Annotated in this window: 19 protein-coding genes and 1 tRNA gene; 9 read left to right on the forward strand and 11 right to left on the reverse strand. The window is 34.9% G+C overall.

Annotated elements, in window-relative coordinates; genetic code table 11:
• Positions 1-13: 13 nt before the first annotated feature.
• The 3 genes from LKL37_RS08130 to LKL37_RS08140 all read right to left on the reverse strand — a co-directional run bounded on the left by LKL37_RS08130 (position 14) and on the right by LKL37_RS08140 (position 2,754).
• Positions 14-1,813 carry a POTRA domain-containing protein gene (locus LKL37_RS08130; protein WP_431610055.1) on the reverse strand — a complete coding sequence of 600 codons (1,800 nt, stop codon included), beginning with the start codon at positions 1,811-1,813 and terminating at the stop codon, positions 14-16.
• 154 nt (positions 1,814-1,967) lie between these two features.
• Positions 1,968-2,297 (reverse strand): hypothetical protein, encoded by a 330-nt coding sequence (locus LKL37_RS08135; protein WP_431610056.1) that lies wholly within the window; start codon positions 2,295-2,297, stop codon positions 1,968-1,970.
• Between the two features lie 49 nt (positions 2,298-2,346).
• Positions 2,347-2,754, reverse strand: a complete 408-nt coding sequence (locus tag LKL37_RS08140) for a 5-fold beta-flower protein (RefSeq protein ID WP_431610057.1) — start codon at positions 2,752-2,754, stop codon at positions 2,347-2,349.
• A 266-nt stretch (positions 2,755-3,020) separates the two neighbouring features.
• Here LKL37_RS08140 and LKL37_RS08145 point away from each other — a divergent pair, with 266 nt between their 5' ends.
• On the forward strand, positions 3,021-3,668 hold the full coding sequence (locus tag LKL37_RS08145; protein ID WP_431610058.1) for a hypothetical protein: 648 nt from the start codon (positions 3,021-3,023) through the stop codon (positions 3,666-3,668).
• 608 nt (positions 3,669-4,276) lie between these two features.
• Here the strand turns inward: LKL37_RS08145 and LKL37_RS08150 are convergent.
• A complete protein-coding gene (locus LKL37_RS08150; protein ID WP_431610059.1) occupies positions 4,277-5,326 on the reverse strand; it encodes a hypothetical protein in 1,050 nt (349 codons plus the stop codon).
• A gap of 636 nt (positions 5,327-5,962) precedes the next feature.
• Between LKL37_RS08150 and LKL37_RS08155 the strand changes: the two genes are divergently transcribed.
• From LKL37_RS08155 to LKL37_RS08165, 3 genes are all read left to right on the forward strand, one after another.
• Complete coding sequence (locus LKL37_RS08155; protein WP_431610060.1) at positions 5,963-6,259, forward strand: hypothetical protein; 297 nt, start codon at positions 5,963-5,965, stop codon at positions 6,257-6,259.
• A 28-nt stretch (positions 6,260-6,287) separates the two neighbouring features.
• Positions 6,288-7,034, forward strand: coding sequence for a GLPGLI family protein (locus LKL37_RS08160; protein WP_431610061.1), 747 nt, complete (start codon positions 6,288-6,290; stop codon positions 7,032-7,034).
• A 110-nt stretch (positions 7,035-7,144) separates the two neighbouring features.
• A complete protein-coding gene (locus tag LKL37_RS08165; protein ID WP_431610062.1) occupies positions 7,145-7,543 on the forward strand; it encodes a hypothetical protein in 399 nt (132 codons plus the stop codon).
• A gap of 157 nt (positions 7,544-7,700) precedes the next feature.
• On the opposite strand, the gene LKL37_RS08170 is transcribed toward LKL37_RS08165, so the two are convergent.
• From LKL37_RS08170 to LKL37_RS08185, 4 genes are all read right to left on the reverse strand, one after another.
• A tRNA-Arg gene (locus LKL37_RS08170) sits at positions 7,701-7,772 on the reverse strand.
• Between the two features lie 83 nt (positions 7,773-7,855).
• Entirely contained in the window at positions 7,856-9,619 is a 1,764-nt protein-coding gene (locus LKL37_RS08175) for a TonB-dependent receptor (protein WP_431610063.1), read from the reverse strand.
• A gap of 35 nt (positions 9,620-9,654) precedes the next feature.
• Positions 9,655-10,146: a hypothetical protein gene (locus LKL37_RS08180; protein ID WP_431610064.1), complete on the reverse strand. Its 492-nt coding sequence runs from the start codon at positions 10,144-10,146 to the stop codon at positions 9,655-9,657.
• 3 nt (positions 10,147-10,149) lie between these two features.
• Entirely contained in the window at positions 10,150-13,113 is a 2,964-nt protein-coding gene (locus LKL37_RS08185) for a tetratricopeptide repeat protein (protein ID WP_431610065.1), read from the reverse strand.
• Positions 13,114-13,370: 257 nt separating this feature from the next.
• On the opposite strand from LKL37_RS08185, the gene LKL37_RS08190 reads away from it, so the two are divergent.
• The 4 genes from LKL37_RS08190 (at position 13,371) to LKL37_RS08205 (ending at position 20,332) form a co-directional block, all read left to right on the forward strand.
• Complete coding sequence (locus LKL37_RS08190; protein WP_431610066.1) at positions 13,371-15,611, forward strand: CocE/NonD family hydrolase; 2,241 nt, start codon at positions 13,371-13,373, stop codon at positions 15,609-15,611.
• A gap of 184 nt (positions 15,612-15,795) precedes the next feature.
• Complete coding sequence (locus LKL37_RS08195; protein WP_431610067.1) at positions 15,796-18,048, forward strand: CocE/NonD family hydrolase; 2,253 nt, start codon at positions 15,796-15,798, stop codon at positions 18,046-18,048.
• A gap of 104 nt (positions 18,049-18,152) precedes the next feature.
• Positions 18,153-19,835, forward strand: coding sequence for an APC family permease (locus LKL37_RS08200; RefSeq protein WP_431610068.1), 1,683 nt, complete (start codon positions 18,153-18,155; stop codon positions 19,833-19,835).
• Positions 19,836-19,993: 158 nt separating this feature from the next.
• On the forward strand, positions 19,994-20,332 hold the full coding sequence (locus LKL37_RS08205) for a DUF962 domain-containing protein (protein ID WP_105703576.1): 339 nt from the start codon (positions 19,994-19,996) through the stop codon (positions 20,330-20,332).
• Positions 20,333-20,639: 307 nt separating this feature from the next.
• Here the strand turns inward: LKL37_RS08205 and LKL37_RS08210 are convergent, their stop codons facing one another.
• Together LKL37_RS08210 and LKL37_RS08215 are read right to left on the reverse strand one after the other, a co-directional pair.
• The gene (locus LKL37_RS08210) at positions 20,640-21,104 is read right to left on the reverse strand and encodes a hypothetical protein (protein ID WP_431610069.1); all 465 of its coding nucleotides are present in this window, start codon (positions 21,102-21,104) and stop codon (positions 20,640-20,642) included.
• 145 nt (positions 21,105-21,249) lie between these two features.
• Positions 21,250-23,271 carry a hypothetical protein gene (locus tag LKL37_RS08215; protein ID WP_431610070.1) on the reverse strand — a complete coding sequence of 674 codons (2,022 nt, stop codon included), beginning with the start codon at positions 23,269-23,271 and terminating at the stop codon, positions 21,250-21,252.
• A 149-nt stretch (positions 23,272-23,420) separates the two neighbouring features.
• Between LKL37_RS08215 and LKL37_RS08220 the strand changes: the two genes are divergently transcribed.
• The gene (locus LKL37_RS08220; RefSeq protein ID WP_431610071.1) at positions 23,421-24,035 is read left to right on the forward strand and encodes a DUF4377 domain-containing protein; all 615 of its coding nucleotides are present in this window, start codon (positions 23,421-23,423) and stop codon (positions 24,033-24,035) included.
• Positions 24,036-24,095: 60 nt separating this feature from the next.
• Here LKL37_RS08220 and LKL37_RS08225 read toward each other — a convergent pair whose 3' ends face one another.
• Positions 24,096-25,034 carry an SPFH domain-containing protein gene (locus tag LKL37_RS08225; protein WP_431610072.1) on the reverse strand — a complete coding sequence of 313 codons (939 nt, stop codon included), beginning with the start codon at positions 25,032-25,034 and terminating at the stop codon, positions 24,096-24,098.
• Positions 25,035-25,104: the final 70 nt, after the last annotated feature.

Here is a 25,104-nt window from a genome sequence, read left to right on the forward strand (position 1 = left end):
ATTGCTCCCATTATCAATTCCCAAAGTTCACAAAGTGCGGAACATCTGTCGCGAAATTATTCATTGGCAGAAGATTATTCCTGTTACTGTTAAAATCAAACAATGAATTATTATCAAAAGGAACACGCGGATAATACGTGAACGAAATTTGAATTCTGTTGAAAACCAGATATGAATTATTTATTAATACACCTATCCCTACTTTGGTATTCGCTTTTGTTTTGAACAGTTTATCATCAGGCATTCCCAGCCATCCCACTGCAGCAGTTAAATAAGGGCTGAAATGGAAATTCTTCCATGTTTTGTTCACAAACAGCTGAAGCTGATATCTTAAAACCAATTTTTTAGTCCCGATATAATCCGAATTGTACACAGGAAACTCATCGGGAGAAGAAAGATTGATTCTGTCTTTATAAGAATAATTATGCTGTGGATTTCCCAAGGCTAAAGTAGGTGAAAAGAAATGTCTTGCTTTGGCGAATTTCCAATCCATAAGATTTGTAAAATAAGTGGCATCAAAGCGGAAAGATTCTCTATTCTGGCTGTCTTCATTAAAAAATCTTCCAAACTGCCCTTTCACAGTAAAGTATCCCAGCTTTGTAAAAGTACCATATGATGCGGAAATCCCTACATAAGGGTTCACTTCTTTATTTCTGGATAAACCTCCTCCAATAATATTCACAGAATTACCATAAGCTATATCTTCAGGAAGATCATACTGGAAAATATTTCTCTGAACGGAAAAGTTTCTCTGAATAAACCCAACGGACATCAGAAAGCTGTTGTAGGAGCTGAAATATTTATACTGATCAATTCCGGGGCTGTCTTTGTACTGATAATTCTGAAATCTCCCTATAATAGCAATATTACTGGATACTTTTTCGCTTGGATCTGATGAAACGGGAATCTGATACCCTCCCCATACATCCTGGCTGTAGACTTTGATCTGAACTTCCGGAAAAGTAGTGCTGGTTTCTACCGGAAGTAAAACATGCCGCATAAAATATTCGAAAGTAAAGCCACCTACCCATTTCGTCAAAGGAGAGAAAAAGTCTCTTCTCAAACTAAAATTGATTCTTTCATTTTTAGAAAAGTCCCTTTCCCCGAGAAGCTGAGCACTGATATAAGTACCAAAAAGGTTATAAGAAGTGTAGCTTCCCATAAGATAGTTCTGATGTTCTTTGGAATCATTTCTGTAAAGGAAATCAAAGGTATGGCCTAATCCCAATACATTTTCTTCGGTAACTCCCAAACCGATCTTACTTCCGGAATAACTGATTCTCGGCTTCAGGCTCCAGGAGTCAAGAACTTTTACTACTACATCAATAGAATCTTTGCTGGAAGTACTGTCTGAAACACTTATATTCACTCTGTTTATAAAAGGCATGGTTCTCAGTAAACGCTCGGATTCATACAGTTTCTGAGCATTGTATTCTTCCCCTTCTTTAAAAAGCAGATAGTTATCAACTGTAGATTTTTTGGTACTGGCGTGAAGATGATCTGCAACCCAATCATACCATCTGGATCTTTCTTTACTGTCTTTGGAATTATAACCAAAAGGATCAATGGTTTCTATCCTGATATTTCTGATATGTTTTTTGTTGTAAGCCTCCTGCGAAAGTTTCTCCGTTCTGGAGCTGACAGAAGTAGAATCCGGTTCTCTACGGAATATAAAACGGTGAATGAATTTGGTTACTTTTCTTTTATCCGAAAATTCTTCTATTTTGTAGTATAGCGAGTCTTTTTTCTCCTGCGCATTTAAAAAGGAAAAACCACTTAAAAAGAAAATCAGAGTTACAGTCGTTCTAGTCATTAGTCATCAAAATTCAATTCAGTTTGTAGTATCAATTTATACGCCAATAGGGGCTTATGCCCTACCACATTTAGGAAATTTTTCTATATAAAGCTCATTTTATGTAACATTTCAATCTTAGGAATAAAAAACAGCTATGTTTTATTATAGCTTATTATCTGATGAGACCCAACATCATTATTAAATTCAGCGTGAAAGAAAGCAATAATAAACTAACCAATTCTTTCGAAAAATGGTTCTCTTTCTTATAGATTTTACTTACCATTAAAGATAATCCTAAAAACAATAATCCTGCGACGGTCAAAAATACAGTTCTCATGATAATAGCCGGAATAAATTCATTTTCTATCATCTGATTCCAATTTTCTTTGGGACCTATCCAGATTCTTGATATCCCTACCAAACACAGAAAACCAATCGTATAAATGACAGTTTTCAACAAGAAAAAGATATTATTTTTATTAGTGTGTTCTTTACTATTCATACATTATTAAAAAAAAATAACGGCAAATTTTTAAATTATAAACGGTTTTCTATAGCTTAAAAAAGAAATATACCACAGCTGCCCATTCTTTTTGAATACCTCTGGCATAGCCTATTGTACTGCGGCTTGCATTTTCAACGGTTCCATCATCTTTAATATACCCCAAAGTAGAACGGCTGCTATTTTCTACTGTTCCGTCTTTCTTCACATAGCCTACCGTGGAACGGCTGCTGTTTTCAATAGCTCCATCACTTTTAATATAGCCAATCGTAGAACGGTGGCTATTTTCAATAGTACCATCGCTTTTGATATACCCTACGGTTGACCGACTGCTGTTTTCGATAGTCCCATCACTTTTAATATAACCACTAGTGCTTCGGCTGCCGGATTCTATGGTTTGTGCTTTTGTTATCATAACACTTACTATTGTGATGATAACAAACAATATTTTTCTCATTTACTTAATTTTCATTTAATATTAACCTCTAATGTAAGATTCTATTTCCAATTAATATGAAATAATAGATTTTAAAAATACATTGAATATAAGCACGATACATTTTCCAATTATTAGAAAAGACTCCATTCCTCCTATTTTCCTTTTGTTAATGGTATATTATATTATAATATCATAATGAGACAATAGAAAAAAGTTATTAAATTCCTTCCTGTTTTTACAAACACTACATATAATTTTGCGACGCAGTTATAAGCATGTGCACTATGAAAAAAAACCTTATTATTATCGCAACGGTATTGGCCTCCAATACCATATTCTCCCAAGTAGGGATTAACACTCCAGCTCCTACTCAGACATTGGATGTCAACGGTACCGCAAGAATCAGACAAACACCTGTAGCGTCTGTTCTTGGCACATCCAAATTGGTTATCACCCAAACCAATGGTGATCTCTATGAAATTGACCCGAACGTATTAACTACTGAACTTAAAATTCCTACCACTGTTTTAAGTGTCAGATTAAATACTCCGGGTACTACTCTATTATCAGGTAACAACACTGTCAACGGGGTAAGTTTTGATACGATTGATATCAGTCCTAACTCCGCAATAGGTTCATGGAATGCAGGTACTAATACTTTTACTGTTAATAAATCAGGGGTTTATCAGATTTCCGGAAGTATTTTATTGTCTGATTTCAGTAATCCGAGTGCTAATTTTGTAATCTTAACAACACCGTTTTCTCAAAGTTCAGGAGGACTTGTACTTGCCAATAACAAGTACACTGTAAACCAGGTTTTATCCTTAAAACTTAGTCCTGGTGATACCGTTAAAGGTAATATTATTGCCGGAGGAACAGATTCTTTTTATGAAGAAAACGCAATCATGTCTATTATCTATACTCCTTTGTAGGATAAAATGATGATAGACTCCGGTGTTTTAGTTCATCCAATGCTCATTTCAATCTTATTTAAAAAAATAAATCTATTGATATTTCAGTAGAAATTGTATTGTTTGAGTACACCTTGAATTTTAGGCTTTCAGAATAATAGCAACCTTTGTATTGGCAGGGGTTGCTTTTTATTTAGCACTTAATTTTCTATTTTTTAGCCTGATTACGGAACCTGTAATTATCTCATGGATAAATTGATTTTGTTTGCAGAAAATTTATGATGAAAAAATTACATTGCTTTTTAAATATCCATCAATGGAAATATACTAGAAATACTGAAAGAGAATGCAAACACTGTAAAAGATCAGAGTATTTAGATGTCGATTCTGATGTTAATGCATTTGGCAATCCCTTATGGCTGAAAAAATCGAAAAAGAATTGATTTCAATTTCTGCCACTGAATAGTTCCCTTTCAAAAATAGAATTAAAAAATAATTTCCCACAAAACGGGGTCTGAAAAATTAAATTAACTAAAAAAGACAACTCAATTGAATTGTCTTTTTCTAATTTTTTATATTGTAATTAAAACAAATATTTTAATCATAAAACATTTATAAATTATTATTTTTTAATATAATCTAACGAGACTTATATAAAATTCTTGTGTGATATTTCCTGTGTTCTTGATATTCAACGAAGTTGCATCAGCAGTTAAAGTATAGTTAAAGGCAGTAGAGTTCCCCCCTGACTGACAAGGTAATATACCTGTCCAAGAAGTTTGGACAACATCTCTTGAAGGATTGCTAAATGTAGGAGATTTTTGGGTCTCACTACCAGAATGTGTCATTCCTCCCAAACCATTAATAGCAATAAAATTATTACCCGCAAAATTAGAATAATAATACTCTGCTATAGTTCCTCCCCCACAACCATTAATTGAGGAAATAATAACTTTATAGATCCCTCCAGCACCAATATTCAAAAACATAGTTGCATCTGTATTGGGTTTTACATAAGCACTATTCGATCTAAGCTCCCCAAAATGGTCAGTAGTAGATGGTTTCACCAGAACTCCGTCAGGCCGTGCATACACAGGAGATATAATGTTAGCTCCCAAGCCTGCTGGCTCCTTATCTATAGTTCTTACTCTTGCCGTTCCGTTTACGTCCAGAGGATTAGTCGGAGCAATAGTGGCTATTCCTACCCTGTTGTTAGCGGCATCCACAGAAAGAGATCCATCATCTACTGAAAAAGCATTTACTGCGGTTCCGGTAAAGTTCAATGTATTAGCATCTTGCTTTACAGTTCTGTTTCCTGTAAGCGTTCCATCTGCATTGTAAATATTTTTGGGATTGCTGCCTGGATTCAGCTTTGTCCATACATTGGTGGCATCAAAGTAATAATATCCCACAGTATCTATATTAATGGCATTTCCGGTTTGTGACCCAGTAGCAATGTCATTTATATAAATCAGAGTAGAGTTAGGAATATTGGTCATACTTTGAGCTCTTTGTCGGTCCACTCTTGGGATTATAAGCCCATCTACATTCGTTGAAGTTCCTGTTGCATTTTTTGCTTTGATGTCAAAAGTAGATGCGGGTGATGGAGTATTGATACCTACTTGACAATACATGTTTAGAGAAGCAACTAATGCTGCTGAAAATAATAATTTTTTCATTTTCGTGTGTTTTATAAAATTATAGATTGATTAAAAATGATGTCATATCATCGTCAAAAAATCTAATGTACAAAACTACATCATAAAATATTTTCCTTTCAAAATTCCACCTATGACAGAAGTGTTACATTATTGTAAATGATCTCATATTACTGATTAACAACCATAAAATTCGATATGCAATATTATAGTATAAGATATTTTTTATTTCCAAAATTTAATCTATGACACAGGTAGTACATTTTCACAAAACATTAAAAACAACATCATAATTACAAACTTAACTCAATGAATTTTGATTTTTTTTTAAATAAAACCCTCAAATCAGTTTTTATAATTTCAATGTAAAGTAAAAAACTCCTGGCTTTATTATACTATGAAACTTTGTCAGAAAGCAGTCGCCTGTATATTGTTTAGTCTTCGTAAAAAGAAAATAATAAGAAAAATTCCCCCAAGTGCAAACATCCAAAATATTCATTACGGGTTTCCGCAATTTATTTAAAAAACTTTTTGGTAAATATGTACAAAGTATTAGAATAAAAATACTTAACATAAAAAATAAATTCATCATTGTATGATTTATTTTAATACTTTTGAAATGATCATTAATTAATAATTAATCAAAAAAAACAATTCATGAAAAAATTAATCTTAATCGCAACCATAGGAGTTGCTGGGTTTGTAAGTGCTAAAGGTACTTCAGAAACTAAAGTTGAAAAGAAGGCAGCTAAAACAGCTAAAGTAGCTTTTCAACTATGTGGGGTTATGGTAACATACTATAACTCATCAGGAGAAGCTACAGGACAACAATGGTTTACGTCTGATCAACCAAACTTAAATTCATGCATGGCTTACCAAGCTGGTGTAATAGCGGATTTAAAGTCAAAAGGATATAATGTTAAACCTCAAGGAGCGAGTACTGATCTTAACTAACACCTAAAAATTACCCAAAGAATCTATAATGAACAAATTTCTTTTTCTTTTTTTTCTTCTGTTTTTTGGGGCTATATCCGCACAAAAACAGATACATATACAATACTTAAATGTTAGATCGCCAATTGCTAACGTTTATGAAGATCTTTACACTAATGGAACAAAGGTTATATCAAAACAAGACGGAAACATTATGTGGACAGATCCAAGTTTCAATAAAAATAAAAAAACTCAAGACTTTTATTTTATTTCTACAATAGATAATACTACAAATGATAGAAATTTCTTTTTTACTTCATTTGTTAGAGATAATGCTGAGGATTATTATTTTGTATATGATAAAGTTCCTGAAATTAATTGGAAAATTGAAAAGGAATCGACCAGAAAAATACTTGGGTACGAATGTACAAAAGCAACTGCAATTTTTAGAGGTTCACCAATAACTGCCTACTTCGCTAAAGAAATCCCATATTCTGTGGGTCCATTTAAATTTTTTGGATTACCTGGAGCAATTCTAGATGTTAGAGTTGACGGAAAAGATTTTAATCTATGGAAAGCTGTGAAAGTTAACTTAAATGATACATCTAAAGTTGAATACAATCCGGATTTCCCTAACTTTACAAAAGTTAAAATGAAAGACTATGTTATTCGAAAGGATAATACTAACACCAATTTCTTAAATAATAGCAAAGTTAGTGGAAGTACAGGAAAAATCACTTCAGTTCGTCTTGGAATTGAGCAGCATTTTGAATGGGAAGATCAACAAAAAAAATAGTTTAATAAGTAAATTATAGATAAAAAGGCACCTCTTAAAACAGGTGCTTTTTTTAGTGATTTTTATTTATTTTTTTTTTCAAATGATATAAATCCACTAAATTGTAAATAATGATTGTAAAAATTCTCAAAATTATCGCAGTAATTGCCTTTTTGTTTACACAAGGTATACATCAACATGATACACTCAATATAGGAATTATATTGATGTCATTATATCAATTTATTTCTGATATTTTAAACCCCGAACATGGAATTTTATGGGAAGGCTTAGGAATGGTATTTCTTATAGGAACTTTTATAGTATTTTTATCATGCAACAGATATAAAGAAAGATATCTTTTAGCATTTTGTTTTATAAGTCTATTTATAGCTTTAATTTTTCTAACTGGAGTTTATGATCCAAATAATTATAAAAGAATAAATAGTTGGTTCATTCTTCCTTCACTATTATTTATTGCTAGTTCAATACTGTCATTAATATTAGTCTTTAGAAATGAGATTGAGTAAAAGCCAAGCAATAATCCCGGTTCACTTCCCGGGTTATCATTTTATATTTTAATAAAAAAGCATCTCGAAGCGAGATGCTTTTTTATTAAAAATTATCGTTAAACTCTTTCATTCTTGGGGTAAAATAAAAAAATCGCCCTATTACAAGGACGATTTGTGACCGCAGAAGGATTCGAACCCTCACTGTTGGAGCCGAAATCCAAAGTTCTATCCATTAAACTATGCAGCCGTATTCATAAATAATGAGTAATTAATAATACATCAATCAATGATTACTAATTACTCATTGCTTATTACTTATTACTTACTGTTTTAGAAAGTAATCTTCACCCCTCCCAGAATCTGTGCACCCAGGACTTTATATCCTTTGTACGTCTGGTATTTTGAGCTCAGAAGATTATTTCCGAGTGCGAAAATACTGAAATTTTTGTGAATTTTATACTCTGCAGAAAGATTTAAATCAGCGTAGCCACCTACTTTATCGTTAGTGTTCTCAGTAGATTGGAAGATTACATTCGGAGCCCCCATCCCTTCGATCGTATAAGAGTTTGTCGTTCTGTCACTTGCAAAGATTCCTTTGAATCCTAACAATAGCTTCTTGTCGAGCATTGTATATTTTGCCCCGATGCTTGCATTGAATAAAGGAACGTTATAAATATTGTCGTAAGTCTTCAGATCATACTTTGTGAATCTTAACTCTCCATCAATAATAAGGTTTGCTAATGGGAAATACTGTACACTCCCTTTGATATCGCTTACATTCCCGTCATCATAGACTGCTGAGAATGTATTAGCGAAATTGTATGCAGAACGGCTGACAGATGTGTTATCGAAAAGACCATTGGCCTTAAAGAACATAATATCTCTCATCTTTCCATACCCTGCAGAGAAGTCGTATTTCAGCGTTTCATCAATATCTCCTCTCAATCCTACATAAAAATGATATTTTGTCTCTGTAGGCTTTAAAAACTGGTCAGAAAGGATGAATGGATTTGTCTGCAGCATATCTCCATAAGTATTCAGCTTCAGACCTCCGTCTACCCCTCCGTAGAATTTAAATTCTTTGGCAGCAGCAAACTGGAATTCTGCCTGCGGAAACCAATAGGTTTTGTTATTTTTTTGCTGTTCTAATTGATCGTTAGAATTTTTAGCATTCAGGAAAGAGAATGTAGATCCTAACATCAAATAAGAGTCACCTTTTCTGAACGTCACTTTCGGAGTCAGGCTGGTATTGAAGAAATTGGAAGAGTTTTTATCTCTGATCGCAAAATCTGTCTTCACCGCGTCTAATCCCACTCCCAAATCAGCATTCAGGTTGATTCCTGATTTTCCTAATTCAACAGCATGTTTGGAGAAATTAGCCAAAATTGAAACCTGGTTCTCCGAAGCATCAAAATGATCTTTCAGGAATGATGATTTCACCCTTACATCATTTAAGATTTCATTGGAATAAAAATCATAGTATCCATTTACTTTAAACTGATTTACTTTTTGTTTCAGATCAAGCTCTCCCGTAGGCTGCATGGCATAGATTCCGTAGTAATTATAGCTGTCTAAACCATATTCCGCATTGATATTGAATTTTCCTTTTTCTCCATAAGAGTTTAAGAAAGCTCCGATATTAGCAGAAGTCTGTCCGGATTTCCAGTCATAATCTTTTTTAAGACCATTGGTTGAAAGAACATGAACATCCGCTCCTACTTCAAACTTGTTTTCAAGAGTTTTTGAAACGTTTCCATCTACCAGAACTTTCCCGTAGTTACCCATTCCAAACTGGAAATAGTTATTCTGAGCTGTTCCGTCAAATTTTGGAGCTACGTCCTCTCCCTGAATCGTTGAAGTTTTGAAGTCTGAAACAGCAGGAACATCCGTAATGGTATACTTCACGGGAGTCTGCGATTTCTCTTCCGGCGGATAATTTTTAATAGTTTCCACAGAAGTTTTCTTCTTCTCGATCTTCTTCACTTCCGGTTCTCTTTTTTTGTTAAGAACCAGTTTTTCCTCCTTGATCTGGGAAAACGCCACCGACGAAACCCCTAAAAATAATATGGATAATATTTGAATCTTCTTGTTCATATTTTCTTTATTTGAAAAAAATATATAACGGGTTTTTATTTATTGGAAGCAATATAACTGCCTAATAAAGCTTTGCCCGACTGTTTTGAAAAAGTTCTCCCCAGTCTGAATATATTAAACAGCCAAAGGCTTTGATAAACTTGTAATTTGTATTGATAATTTTTCGTTGTACTGTTCTCTGCTACATCATAGCTGTAAGAAATATCGTATGGAAATCCCGAAGGCAGTAATCCAACGGTAAGCATACTTCCAATCATTGGGTTTCCGCAAGAAGGAGTACGTGTCAGCATTGGATATAATGTTATCTTAGCCGCATTGGTACTGTCTTCTACAATTTCATAAATATCGGAATGTTTTAAAATTTTAAATTCTTTCTCAAGATCCTTATTCACCACAAAAGCTTTTTGCTTTTTGAAATCAGCTTTTGCATGGTTATATTCTCTCGGATATGCACTGTACGAGGGAATGCAGCTCCACAGAGAAGCAGAAATTAGATAAGAATATATGGCAATTTTAAACACCTTCATCTGCTATTTCTTAATCTGTTTTTTAACTTCTTTAGCTTCTGCAACAATTTCAGGGAAATCTTTATAGTTTGCAATGATCTGATCACATGTATAACTTGCCTGATAGTTGTCTTTCAGACCGATATAGTTTTTCGCCATCAATACCAACGCTTTTGCTCCCCAGAATTCTTCCGAAGCATAGTTATTGGCAAGCTTAAAGATCGTTTCGTTAGAAGACTTAAATGCCTTTCCTTTGTTCTGATAATAAGCTTTACCATACAAAGCTTCCGCAGCTACTGAAGTATTGGATGATTTTTCAAGGGAAACATAAGCAGACTGTGCCTCTTTATCCTTTCCTGAATTCATCAGACTTCTTGCTTTAATCACTTTTGCTGTTTCAATAACAGCTGCTGAGTTTTTAGAATTAGCAATTACTGCATTGGCTAATTTTTCAGCTTCAGAGAAATTATTTTCTTGTGCGTACAACTTCATCAGCTCCACATTCGCATAATTCTTAATACCAATGTCTGAAGAATTTTTAATGCCTTCAAGGTACTTTTTAGCTTCTGCTGTATTCCCTTGTGCAATAAATATTTGAGCTAAACGAGTTTCTACATCATCCTGGTAATCGTTCTGAATTCCAGCAACTTCCTGAAGCACAAGTAAAGCTTTAGTTGAATTATTAGTCTGATAGTAACTTTCTCCCAATTCATACTTCGCCTGGTACAATCCTTCACCTGTTGGGTTCTGCGTAAGATACTTTTCGTAGTAAGAAATTGCATTCTTATAATCTTTCTTCGCGAAGAACTGTTTAGCAGTTGAAAGGTTGATTTCATCTATTTCAGCAGTATCTACATTCACACCAATATTTCTTGCGAAACTTTCATATCCCGAAACATCTCCGTTTTTCGTGAAGATAGGTTTTGCGGCCTGAACTACTTTCTGAGCATAGGCTGTATTTTTATACTGCTCACCCAGAGATTTCAGTTCAGAAAGCGCTTTATCATTCTGATTTTGGTCTATATAATTCTGTGCTCTGTAGATAGAAGCGTTTGCAATCAAATCTTTGTCGGAAGAACCTTTAATTACTTTTCCAAAATAATCATTGGAGTTCGCAAAATCATCCTGAGCGGCATAAGCTGTTCCAATTTCGTATTGAGCATCATCATAATATTCGGAATCCGGATATTTTGATAAAAGGTTTTTAAGGTTGGTAATCTTCGCCTGTGTATCTCCTTTGAACCCTAAAGCCATTGCTTTTTGGTACAAAGTATAATCTGTAGCATCTTCATTTTTATCATAGATGGCAATTGCTTCGTTCAGATCATTATTGGCGTAATGAATATCTGCAAGACGAAGTTCTGCATCATTTTTAAATTCCGGTTTCGGATTGGTAAGATATTGTTTGAAGTAAGTAGCAGCCTGATCAAATTTCTTGGATTTAAAATAAGCATATCCTAAATCATACGGAAGCTGCTGTTTTTCAGGGAAGTTTTCATTAAGAAGCTTTTCATAACGAACAATGGCAGACGGATAATTTCCTTTTTGGTAATACACCTGTGCCAGCCAGTATAAAGCTCTGCTGTTGAATTCTTTATTGATATTAAAGCCAAGACTTCTTAAGAAATATTTCTCAGCTTCGTCATAGTTTCCTTTGTTGAACTCTTCAGTCCCTAATAAATAAGAAACCTCCTGGTCTACTTTGTTGATGTCAGGAGTAGAACTCTGTAATCTATCAATTGCATTCAGCGTTTCTTTATAGTTTCCGGAATACAGATAGGATTTCACCAATAATGACCTCATTTCTGTGGCATTGGCACCATTCTGATTTTCGTTGATATAACTTTGAATCACCGCCGAAGGGCTTTCAAATGGGTTACCGATATCATAACTTAATTTAGCATACTGCTCATGAGCCAGTTTTTTCACTTTCGCATCATAATCCATCTGATAAGAAGAACGGAATGCAGAAAGGGCTTCCTGCTTTTTATCTACTGCCAGATAAGCATTTCCTAGCTGGTAGTAAGCATTTTGTGCTAAAGCAGAATTGCTGTTAAGAAGCTGATTGTAATAAGAAACCGCTTCATCATATTTTTTAAGCTGAGCAGCTACAAATCCCATCTCATACAAATCGTTTTCAGATGGATTCTGCTGTACGCTCAGATAATCTTTTAAATGTGGATAGGCAGAATTGTAATCATTCTTCATGAAATAACTCTCTCCAATGATCTTATGAACTTCTGCTTTATAAGAATCTGAAATATTTTCTTTTAACAGAGCATTTCCTTCTGTGATTGCCTGATCATAGTTCTTATCGTTATAATACATCTGTACATAATAAGGACGTACAAGCTTGGAGAATTTATCCTGATCTTTTATAGAATCAAAATACTGAAAAGCTTTATCATTCTGTCTGTTGCTGTAATATAAATGCCCCAGCATATAAGCGATATCTCCTTTTTGGGACTGATCTGCTGTTTTATAAGCTTCTTCCAGTGCATCAATAGCTCCTTTGGAGTCACCCGTCATGAATTTTGCATATCCAAGTTTCAGAATATACTGGGTATTCTCCTCTTTGGAAAGCTGATACTGGTTCACCTTTTTCAAGGTTTCCAGCGCTTTATCAAAGTCTTTTTTTGCCAGATAGTAATCTGCCAGCGGAAGATTAGCCTGAGCAAAATAAGCAGAATTAGGATATTCTTTCATGAAAGCTGTCAACCCTTCTTCAGCATGATTTTTCTGAAGAATCACACCAATCACATTATCAAAAAATTGCGCTGCTTCCTTTTTCGAACGGGACAAATTCTGATTGTAGAAATATTGTCTTGCATATTCGTATTGTGAAGCGTTGTATATTTTAGTCTGATAAAGATTTTCGGCTAGATTAAACCTGTAATTTTCTTTCTGGGTAAAATATTGGGACTGTTGAGCATCGGAGATTCCGAAATAAATTACTGCAGCCGCTAAAAGTATTTTTTTTGATTTCATTCTTCTTGATATAAGAAAATTAGTCTAAATAAGTTAACGAAAATATTAAAAACTTATTGTTTAAGCAAGTTTTAACAGCGTTAATGGTTGTTAATTCTTATTTCATAACAATGAAAATTTTCTCACTGTACAATGATAAAATTTACTACTTTCGTTTGATAAAATGTAAACAATTTTAATTAACAGTTATCAAAAACGTATTTAAATTGGATACTTTTTCAACAGCAGCTAAAAACATACCATAAACACACCATCTCATGAAATTTAAGATTCTTTTAGCATTAATTTTTGTAAACCTGCTGCAGGCACAAAAATTTTACTTTCCAAAGACAGCTGTAACTGACTCTGTTATATTGGAAAAACAGATACCGGGACTTGCACAGCAAGTGATTCCTCATCTTCAGTCTGCAAAGTACAAACCGGAAAACACCGTTGACCTCATGGACAATCTTTTCCGTTTGCAGATGGCTGCCCAGGATTATAAAAATTCACTGACTTCTCTTTCTGAAAATCGTAATCTCTTCGCAGATCATAATATGGGAGACTATAGGTATATCGGATTTGAACTGTACAGCCTTTCGAAAATGGCACAAAAAGAAAGCAACACCTCATTTTCCAATGCCCTTCAGAAAGTGTTTAACCAAAAATATGAAAGCCTTCCGGAAAAATTGATTCCCAGGCTTAGGCTTGCTCTTGATGGAGATGTAAAAGAATCCAGAAAGCAGCTGAAAAAAATACTTGACAAACAAAAAGACAAAGACAGTATTGATTACAGAACAGCCCTTGCTCTGTGCAAAAGCTATGTAAGTTATAAAACCTATTCCGGTATAAAACCTAAGGTGACGCAACTGCTGGCTTCAAAAGATAAAGAAAGATTTATTATTGAAACCAAAGATCTTACCATAAAAAACGGAAATACCTTAACGATCACCATTGTTCGAAAAAAGGGAAATACTTCCCCACTACCTGTAATTCTTACCAATAATATCTATGCGGGGTCATTTGATGAATTCTTCGGAAAAAGAGCCGCTGTTTATAATTATGTAGGAGCTGTTGTTAATACCCGGGGTAAGAGAAACAGTAACAATGTAAATAATCCTTTTGAACATGAATCAGAAGACATCTACGAAGTAATAGACTGGGTAAGCAAACAGCCCTGGTGTAACGGAAAAGTAGGAATGATCGGTGGAAGCTACCTAGGTTTCAGTCAATGGGCAGCCGTAAAAAAACTGCACCCGGCATTAAAAACCATTGTTCCTCAGGTTGCAGTAGGCATCGGGATTGATTATCCTGCTCAGAATAATATCTTCATGAGCTATATGCTGCAGTGGATACAATATGTGACCAATAATAAATTTACGGATGAAGCTGATTTCGCCAATGCTGTAAAATGGGATTCTATTTATACAAAATGGTACAAAAGCGGGAAAGCCTTCAGATCTTTAGACACGATAAGCGGAAAACCAAGCAAAATATTCCAGCGATGGCTGGATCATCCGGGATATGATCAGTACTGGCAGAAAATGGTTCCTTATAAAGAGGACTTTTCTAAAATCAACATTCCTATCCTGACAACGACAGGTTATTATGATGATGATCAGATAGGTGCGCTGTATTATTTTAAACAACATCATCTGTACAATAAAAATGCAGACCATTATCTGGTAATAGGTCCTTATAATCACGGGGGAGCACAAAGCTTCGGATTTACTTATGTGAATGGAAACCCTATTGATCCGGTAGCCAGAATAAGCATTGATGATCTCGCTTTCTCATGGTTTGACTATATTCTTAAAGGCGGTAAAAAACCTGAAATTTTAAAAGACAGAATCAATTTTCAGGTAATGAACACCAATACCTGGAAACATGTGCCCGATCTTAACAAAATGCACACTTCTACCCTGAAATTTTACCTTCAGGACAAGAAAAACACATCGTCTGTATTCAATCAACCTCAAATTAAAAATTTTACAACTCAAATCGTAGATTTAAAAAACAGAGATCAGAAAGACATTTATTACAAAGTCAGCAAAAAAGACAGCATAAAAATGACCAATTCTGTTGCTTTTGAAAGTGAAGTGTTTGACAAAGATATAATCATCAGTGGAAATCTATCTGGGATTTTCAATGTTTCCATTAATAAAAAAGATTTTGATACAGATACTTATTTGTACCAGATTCAGCCGGATGGAAAATCTTCATTACTATCCACTCATATCGTGAGAGCCAGCTATGCGAAGAACAATGAAAAACGACAGCTTCTTGAACCCAATAAAATGGAACAGATTCCGATTAACAATTCGTATGTTATGAGTAAAAAGATAGAGAAAGGAAGTAAACTGCTTTTATTGGTAGGGGTTAATAAGAATCCTAACTGGCAGATCAATTATGGATCAGGTAAGGATGTAAGTGACGAAACGATAAAGGATTCCGGGAAACCACTGGAAATAAAATGGTATAATGACAGCTATGTGGAAATCCCTGTTTATAAAGACTAAAACCTTTTGTTTAAACAATTTTCAGCAGACTTTATATGATAAAATAACAACGAAAGCATTCATTCTTTACTGATAAAAATTCTTAAATTAGTCGGCTAAAAACAAATAACCAACCGAGTGATGAATGATCAACAACACATTCTGATGCGATACTTTTTCATCATCAGCTCAAAATACACTATTAATGAAATTTAAAATACTTTTAGCATTAGTTTTTGTCAATCTAGTGCAGGCTCAGAAATTTTACTTTCCGAAAACAGCAACAACAGATTCTGTAATTCTGGAAAAACAAATCCCGGAACTCGCCCTAAAGGTGATTACTGAACATCAGTCTCCTAAAAACAAACCAAAATCTACAGTCACATTTTTAGACAACCTGTTTCGTTTACAGCTCGCTGCAAAAGATTACAAAAATTCTATTGCAAACTTAAATGATTATCGTAAAGAATATGCAGATCATAATATGGCAGGGAACAAATCTCTTGCTTATGAAATCTACAGCATGGCCAAACTAACGGAAAAAGATAAAAAAACTTCTTTTTCCAATGCCCTTCAAACAGCATTTACAACAAAATATGAAAGTTTTCCCGATCCACTGATTGCCAAGATCGGGACCATTCTGGATGGTGATGTAAGGGAATATAAAAAATCTCTGAAAACAGCACTTGACAAGCAAAAAGATAAGGACACTATAGATTATGCTTCCGCGCTGGCTTTATGCAAAAATTATGTCAATTATAAGACCTATTCCAGCATCAAGCCTCAGGTTATGCAGCTTTTCAAAGTAAAAGAGCAGGAAAAATTCATCATCGAAACCAAGAACCTTACCTTAAAAAACGGAACAAAACTTACGATTACTATTGTACGAAAAAAAGAGAACACATCTCCCCTTCCCGTTATTCTTACCAATAATATTTATGCCGGAGAACTTGTAGATGCAGGTATGGGAAAAAGAGCCGCAGTCTATAATTATGTAGGAGCTGTAGTTAATACCCGTGGAAAAAGAGACAGTAATGACCCCAATAATCCATTTGAAGACGAAGCACAGGATCTTTATGAAGTCATAGACTGGGTAAGCAAACAACCGTGGAGCAATGGTAAAGTAGGAATGATCGGTGGAAGCTATTTAGGATTCAGCCAATGGGCAGCGGTCAAAAAACTGCATCCGGCTTTGAAAACAATTGTACCTCAGGTATCGGTAGGAATCGGGATAGATTACCCTGCTCAAAACAATGTGTTCATGAGCTATATGATGCAATGGATCCGCTATGTGACAAATAATAAACTGACCGACGAAGCAACCTTCACCAATTATCCAAAATGGGATTCTATCAATACAGCATGGTATAAAAGTGGCAGGTCATTCAGAGCTCTGGATTCCATCAGCGGGAAACCTAATAAAATTTTTCAAAGATGGCTGGATCATCCCGGTTATGATCAATACTGGCAGAAAATGGTTCCTTATAAAAAGGATTTTGCTAAAATAAACATTCCGGTTTTAACGACTACCGGTTATTACGATGCAGACCAGATCGGAGCAATGTATTATTATAAACAACATCACCAATACAACAAAAACCCTAACCATTATTTGGTAATAGGGCCTTATGATCACGCAGGAGCTCAAAGTTACGGGTACAATTATGTTTATGGTACTGGGAGTACTCTCATAGATCCTGCAGCCAGGATAAGCATTGATGAACTTGCTTTTTCATGGTTTGATTATATTCTGAAAGATGGAAAAAAACCGGAACTTCTAAAGGATAAAGTCAATTTCCAGATTATGAGCAGCAATACATGGAAACATGTTCCTACTCTTGATAAAATGCACTCGTCTACACTTAAATTTTATCTTCAGGATCGTAAAAACGGCTCTTCGATTTTTGAGAAACCCAAAACTGAGCAATTTACCCAACAAAACATTGATTTTAAAGACAGAAATCCAAAGTATCTTTATCATAAAGTAAGCAAACAGGACAGTGTATATGTAACCAACTCCGTTTATTTTGAAAGTGAAGTTCTGGATAGAGATATTATACTAAGCGGAAATTTATCCGGAGTATTCAACGTTTCCATTAATAAGAAAGATTTTGACCCTAGTACTTCATTATATCAGGTACAGCCGGATGGTAAGACGTTTTTACTATCTACGCATCTTACAAGAGCCAGCTATGCAAAAGACAATTCCGAACGTCAACTTCTTAAGCCTGGCGAAAAGGAGCAGATCCCTATCAAAAACTCATTATTTATGAGCAAAAAAATAGAAAAGGGAAGCAAACTGGTATTATTGGTAGGAGTTAATAAAAATAAAAACTGGCAGGTCAATTATGGCACAGGAAAAAATGTAAGCGATGAAACCTTAAAAGATGCCGGTGAACCTTTGGAAATAAAATGGTATAACGACAGTTATGTGGAAATACCTGTTTATAAGGATTAAACATTTCCGTTAAACTATTTTTACCTAAATGTTTTTAACAACTGTTAACATCAAAATAAAAAATCATTACATTTGCTTTTTTTCAAATCAAATATAGTTATTGAATGAGTCAACTTTTTAGAAGAAAAATCTATTCAGATACAGATACTTCAACGGGACTTTTAAGGGTCTTAGGTGTGTGGGACATCGTATTTTTTGGTATTGCGGCTATTATTGGAGCTGGGAGTTTCAGCAGTTTGGGAGAAGCCGTTTTCAGAGGCGGTCCCGGTGTAATCCTTCTATATTTGATTTGCGGTTTTGCCTGTGGTTTTACCGCTTTATGCTATGCTGAATTTGCCAGCAGAATTCCTACCGCAGGTTCTGCCTACACCTATGCTTATGCCAGTTTTGGAGAATTAATTGCATGGGTAATCGGCTGGGCTCTGATCATGGAATATTCTTTCGGGAATATCTATGTCGCCTTTTCCTGGTCAGATTATTTCACGAGCTTCTTAGGACGTCTCGGAATGCATATTCCTGATTATCTTACCTGCAGCTATACCGAAGCAAGAAAAGCCGTTCAATATGGTTCTGAAAATAAAGAATTATTAAATGCCTGGAAAACAGCTCCGTTAATCGGAAGTTTGAAATTCATTGTAGATATTCCGGCATTGGTGATTAACGGTTTGATAACATGGCTGTGCTATGTAGGAGTAAAAGAAAGTAAAAACTTTAACAATTCTCTGGTTATCTTAAAACTGGGAGTAATTCTATTGGTTATATTGGTTGGTTTTGCTTATATCAATACTGAAAACTGGACACCAATAAGCCCTACAACAGGAACACCATCCTTCATGCCAAATGGTTTTGCTGGAGTAATGAGTGCCGTATCCGGAGTATTTTTTGCCTATATCGGATTTGATGCCTTAAGTGTACTTTCTGAAGAGACTAAAGATCCGCAGAAAACCCTACCAAAAGGAATGATCATTTCCCTTGTATTGTGTACTGTGATCTATATCGCTTTGACATTAGTGTTAACAGGAATGGTAGATTACAAGAAATTCGATGGTGTGGGAGATCCTCTTTCATTCATTTTTGAAAAAACGAATGCCAATGTTGCCTGGATGGAGCTTGTGGTTTCCTTCGTTGCAATCGTTGCCATTACTACTGTACTATTGGTTTTCCAGATGGGACAACCGAGAATCTGGTATGCAATGAGCCGTGATGGGTTGATGCCTGCAAGGTTTCAGAAGGTGCATCCTAAATATAAAACACCATCCTATGCTACTGTTGTTACCGGAATTGTAGTAGGGATTCCTATTCTGTTTACGGATAAAACATTTATCCTTGATTTTACAAGTATCGGAACTATTTTCGCATTTGTATTGGTATGTGCTGGAGTGCTTATGCTTCCGGCTAAAGAAAAGATTAAGGGCAGATTTCACCTTCCTTATGTGAATGGTAAAATCATTTTCCCTGTTGTTTTCATAGGCAGCTTGTTGGTTTTCTACAAATTGCAGCCAGAGTTTTTTGATAATCTGATGAACTGGTCAGATCCTAAAGAAGGAGAATTCAGAGCTTCTATTTTCTTCTACATTATCATCAATCTGATCTTATGTATAGTCACTTTTATAAAGAACTTATCATTGATTCCACTGGTTGGATTAAGCTCATGTTTATATCTTCTTACAGGAATGAGTCATGAGAACTGGTTCTGGTTCGGAATGTGGTTCCTGATCGGTATGGTTATTTACTTCTGCTACGGGTACAAAAACAGTAAACTAGGAAAAGAATTAAAGAACAGCTAAATAAGCATTAAATAAAATTGCGAAAAGGCAAAATAGCAAAGAGGTTAAACCTGATGGAGAGACTGATTTGTTGTTTTGTCTTTTTGCTTTTTAGCCTAATCATAAAAATCGGCAGAATTATTGCTTTAACTTCAATAGAATCAATAAACTAGATCACCATGGCCGAAAGAATCAAAACATACAAAGAGTTTTACCAGTTTTATCTTACAGAACACAGTAAAACAGGAACCCGTATATTCCATTTTATTGGAACATTTCTCGTATTTTTCGTTATATGGTATGTCATCAGCTCCGGAAAAGAGAGATTTCTATGGTATATTCCAATTGTAGGCTATGGATTTGCCTGGTTCAGTCATGCAGTGATTGAGAGAAATAAACCGGCTACTTTTAAATACCCTCTATGGTCTCTAATTTCAGATTTCAGACTGTTTTTTGAATTGCTTATTGGTAAACAGAAATTCTTTACATCTAATAATCAGCCTCAGAAACAGGAATAGTGTTAGGACTTTTCTCGACTTTTTTTTCAAAAAGTTTTCCTTGTAATAATACTTACGTCTTTACGTACTCTAAATGAACTTGTCATTTTTTGTTAGATAAACGCAAAGGCGCAAGAGTTTCATACTTTGTGTATATTTTTAAGGCGCAAGAAAATCTAAGATTTTCGGCAAAAAATATGGGTTCTCAATTTTATCTCCGATAAAATTTTTGCGTCTTAAATGTGGATAGTTTGTAAAAATTTTGCGCCTTTGCGTTTTCCAACCTTTACTTTTCGATTGAGATTGCTTCACCTTCGGTTCGCGATGACTATAACCCAGTTGGATTTTGTTTGTCCGGATGAAATTTCTTTCCTATAACATATCCTAATGAAGGTAACATAAATGACAATACAACAGGAACTATCAATGCCAGGCCTGATCCGTCAAGAATAACCGTTAAAGGAAAAAGGTATCCATTGTAAACAATAAGTGACAATGAAAAAAGAAGACTATCACTATTGTTTGTAGAAAGGATATTGAAATCACTTCCAAACTGATCAAATAATCCAGAACAGGCAAATAAAAATACATTCACAAAAAATATCCACAGAACAGTTCTGTAGATCATTCCTTTTTTTGCATTCAGATAGCCTGCAAAGATGAGAAACAGGGATAATATTCCGGAAACAATATAATCCAGGCTGGACATTGCAACCTCACTGCCGGTTTTTCCAAAGAAATACATGGCATACAATACTATATTCACGAGATAGATTACCGTTACATAATTCATACATCATAAAGTTTATTATTCACAATCAGAGATAATTGTAAATGAATATTATTAGAATAAAAAGTTTCGGCGGGCGGTTTCGCCGTCCGCCGAAACTCTAAACCTTAGACTCTAACCTTTAAACCTTAAACTTAAAACCCAAGTTCTATTTAAATTTTTTCTTAAAACTGAATTTAAGCATATTCATCAATCCTGGTTCAATGATATCAATTCCCAGTCCGAAATTACTGTCTGCCACCGTATGATGATCTGTTCTGAACTGTTCAAATTCACTTTGCGGAATTTCAAGATTGACGAGAGGATTGTATTCAATAGATACGCTTGCTCCGTTCTTACTTACCTTTTTACGGCTTTTATAATCAAAATATGAGTTAGCTATGGTACTTTCCTGAATCGTATATTTTTCTTCAGTATCAATTTTCTGATCCGTATGCAGGTTAATTTCATATTTCTCACTGTCGAAATTATGCCAGAACGGCAAATCTTTATGGATGAAATCTCTTGCACTTGCCTTGATAACATTCCTATCAAAGTACATCAGGAAACGGTTTTTCTGTGGATCCACAAAATAAGGATTCTCAACAATAGCGGTATATTGAATCTTCACTTCATTTAATCTTTTATCATCGCTTACTATATCAATTGCAGCATCTTTGAATACGTTTCGGACATCTGTACCATTTCGGTCACCTGAATAATTAAGTGCATAGAAAAGGAAGCCGTTCCAGCTGTCTATGATTTCTCTTTTGTTGGTACTTTTAAAATACCTACGCATAGCATTGGCTCTGTTTCCTTTGTAAGTAGTTGACAAAATAAGCTTTCCTGTATTACCCTGAGCATTCAAATCTACTTTCTCATCAATACAGAAATAAGGGTATTTATAAGATTTTCTTACCTGAAGTTCCTGGTCTTTTTTCACTTCCAGATAATGCATAAAATATATAAATCCTCTATTTTCTATGAGCCCGAATTCATCACGGATGGTAGCATCAATGAAGTATTCTCCCCCTTTATAATTTACTTTTACCACAACGTGGTTGAAATTCAGCAATGAGGGCAGATAGTATTTAATATAATAATCTGTATTAAAATTAACCAGCACGACAGAGGCATCTACTCCTATATAATCAAGGATTACTTTTAATAAAACTGATTTTGCCTTACAGTCTCCCTGCTTGTTTTCATAGGTTACTGACGGTTCCTGCGGCTTATGTCCATTCATTTCATCAGCATTGAAGATATAGTAAATGTGATTCTGAACATATTCTATCGCAAACTGAAGTTTTTCGTCCAGATCCGCAATAGCATCCAGTTTTTCAATCAGATTTGGTGCAAAATCCTGTAAAGAAGATTTATTGAAAATCTCATCATAGAGAGGTACGATGTAATTGGAAAGGTCTTTCCAGTTACTTTCTGTAGCAAAATCTATATAAGGGAAAATTTCACGTCCGGAATCTACAGGATTGATATAATTCTGTTCTTCAATCACGAACTGTTCTCCTTTTTTAAGATGATTAATTTCGGGCTCAAGAACATTGCCCTGTTCATCTCTGAAAAACGTCTTTTTGTAAGCAATAGTCTGGTCTCGCTCATTGATAAAAGTGAATTTAAAATTTCCATAGGCCCAATAATTATCCGGACTTACCCAAACATATTTTGAGAATTCCTTTCTTAAAAAATCACGGTCTGTAAACTCTTTGATTCTTGAATCTTCTAAAATCAGCACATCATACAGTCTGAGATCTTTGATGGTAATATTAATTTTTTTATTACTGCTCAAAACACCTCCGCTGCTTTGGTTTTCGCTGTCGAGAACTTTAATCTTAGTATCCGGAATCTTATCAATCAATACTCCATCTCTCAAAACACTGATCCGGTGAATCTGATAGACTTCATTTTCCTCTACAATAACATCAGAAACAGAAGCCCTTTCCAGGTTTCCAGGTTCATTCAGCGTATATGCCATGCAGACATACTCACTGTTTTCGATGTTGCTCGTATAGTATTTTTTATCTAAAAAGTAGCAGTAGTCACGCCCTTCGTCTATTTGTCTTTTGGCAAACTCGGAGTCTTTGATTCGGTTTTTTATTTCCTCATCTCCGATATTTCCTGCCCACATTTCAGGTTTTTGAATCCTGTAATTTTCAACTTGCATTTGATTTTCCATATTTATTATAAGAATTATATTTTGTGGTTTGTTTTTAAGAAATTCAAATTAAATGATTAAAAAAATAAAAAGCAATAGCAGAAGTACTACAAATTCATCTGACCCATTTCGGCATGGTAATTGCGAGGTATGGGGAAAAATCAAGTTTTATGAAAAGTATAGCAACAATTCTAAAAGGGGCAGCACCCGCATTAGCATTATTTGCGATGACGCAATGTACAACAACAGCCAATGCATCCGCAGGTGATGAAAAAACATTCATCGTAGGACCACAAACAGCAGACTGTACAGGTGTAGCTCCTATGAAATGTCTGCAGGTAAAAGAAAACGTTTCCGGAAACTGGACGAATTTTTACAGCAATATCGAAGGATTTACTTATGAACCGGGGTATGAATATGTTTTAAAGGTAAAAACAGAAAAAATTGCCAATCCGCCAGCGGATGCATCTTCCATAAAATATACATTGGTAAAACAGGTTTCTAAAACAAAAAAGAAAGAACTGGCAGCCAATGAAAAGACAATTATCGTAGGGCCACAAACCGTAGAGTGTTCTGCTGGAGCTGGCCGTATGCAATGCATGCAGGTAAAAGAAAGTACATCTGCAGAATGGACGAATTTCTACAGCAGCATTGAAGGATTCACCTATGAACCGGGTTATGAATATGTTTTAAAAGTAAAAACAGAAAAAATCGCTAATCCTCCGGCTGATGCTCCTTCCATCAAATACACACTGATAGAACAAGTTTCTAAGACGAAGAAATAATAAAAGAGCTCCTGAAATTTCAGGAGCTCTTTTATTTTATTTAAGTTCAATGTTTAATTCTTAAAATCCAGCTTCTTTTTGAGGCGGATCCGGATATTTTCCTTTTGTAGCCTCTCCTACTGTGTTCGCAGTGGTCATGGCTACTACAAGATCATTCAACATTCCGCTTGCTGCAGTAGGCGAATTCGGAAGAAGTACAAGATTACTTCTGCTGCTCGCTCCTACCGAATGTAAAGTATCATAATGCTGTGTTACCACAATAAGCGCCGATGCTTCATGAGAATTGATATCCACATTGTTCAGCATTCTTACAGATTCTTCAAGTCCTTTTGCAATTTCTCTTCTCTGATCAGCAATCCCCTGCCCTTGTAGTTTTTTAGATTCTGCTTCTGCTTTTGCAACGGCTACAATACGGATTCTTTGTGCTTCGGATTCATATTCTGCAGCAGTTTTTTCTCTTTCTGCAGCATTTATTCTGTTCATGGCATGTTTTACCTGCTCATCCGGATCAATATCTGTTACCAAAGCTTTGATAATATCATAACCATAACTATTCATAGCTTCCTGAAGCTCACCTTTTACAGCAATTGCCACATCATCTTTTCTTACAAATACATCATCCAGCTTCAGCTTTGGAACTTCTGCTCTTACCACATCAAAAACAAATGAAGTGATTTGATTTTCAGGATTTTCCAAACGATAATAAGCATCTCCAACCTGACTTCTGATGACCTGATACTGAACGGAAATTTTCATTTTGATGAAAACGTTGTCCAATGTTTTCGTATCAATCATTACATCCAGCTGCTGAATTCTCAAATTCAGTCTTTTTGCAATCTGATCTATAATTGGCAACTTAAGATGAAGACCAGAATGTTTTACAGCCCGAAATTTCCCAAAGCGCTCAATAATAGCCGCTGTTTCCTGCTTAACCACAAAAAACGAAGCGAATAAAATGATAAGCCCGAAGAAAATAACGGGCGCTAAATATATACCCATAGTTTTAATTTTTTTAATATGTCGTCACAAATCCTGTTTTGTTAAAAACATTGTTGTTCGTGTTTGCTTA

This window comes from Chryseobacterium sp. 'Rf worker isolate 10' (assembly GCF_050753305.1).
Lineage (GTDB): Bacteria > Bacteroidota > Bacteroidia > Flavobacteriales > Weeksellaceae > Chryseobacterium.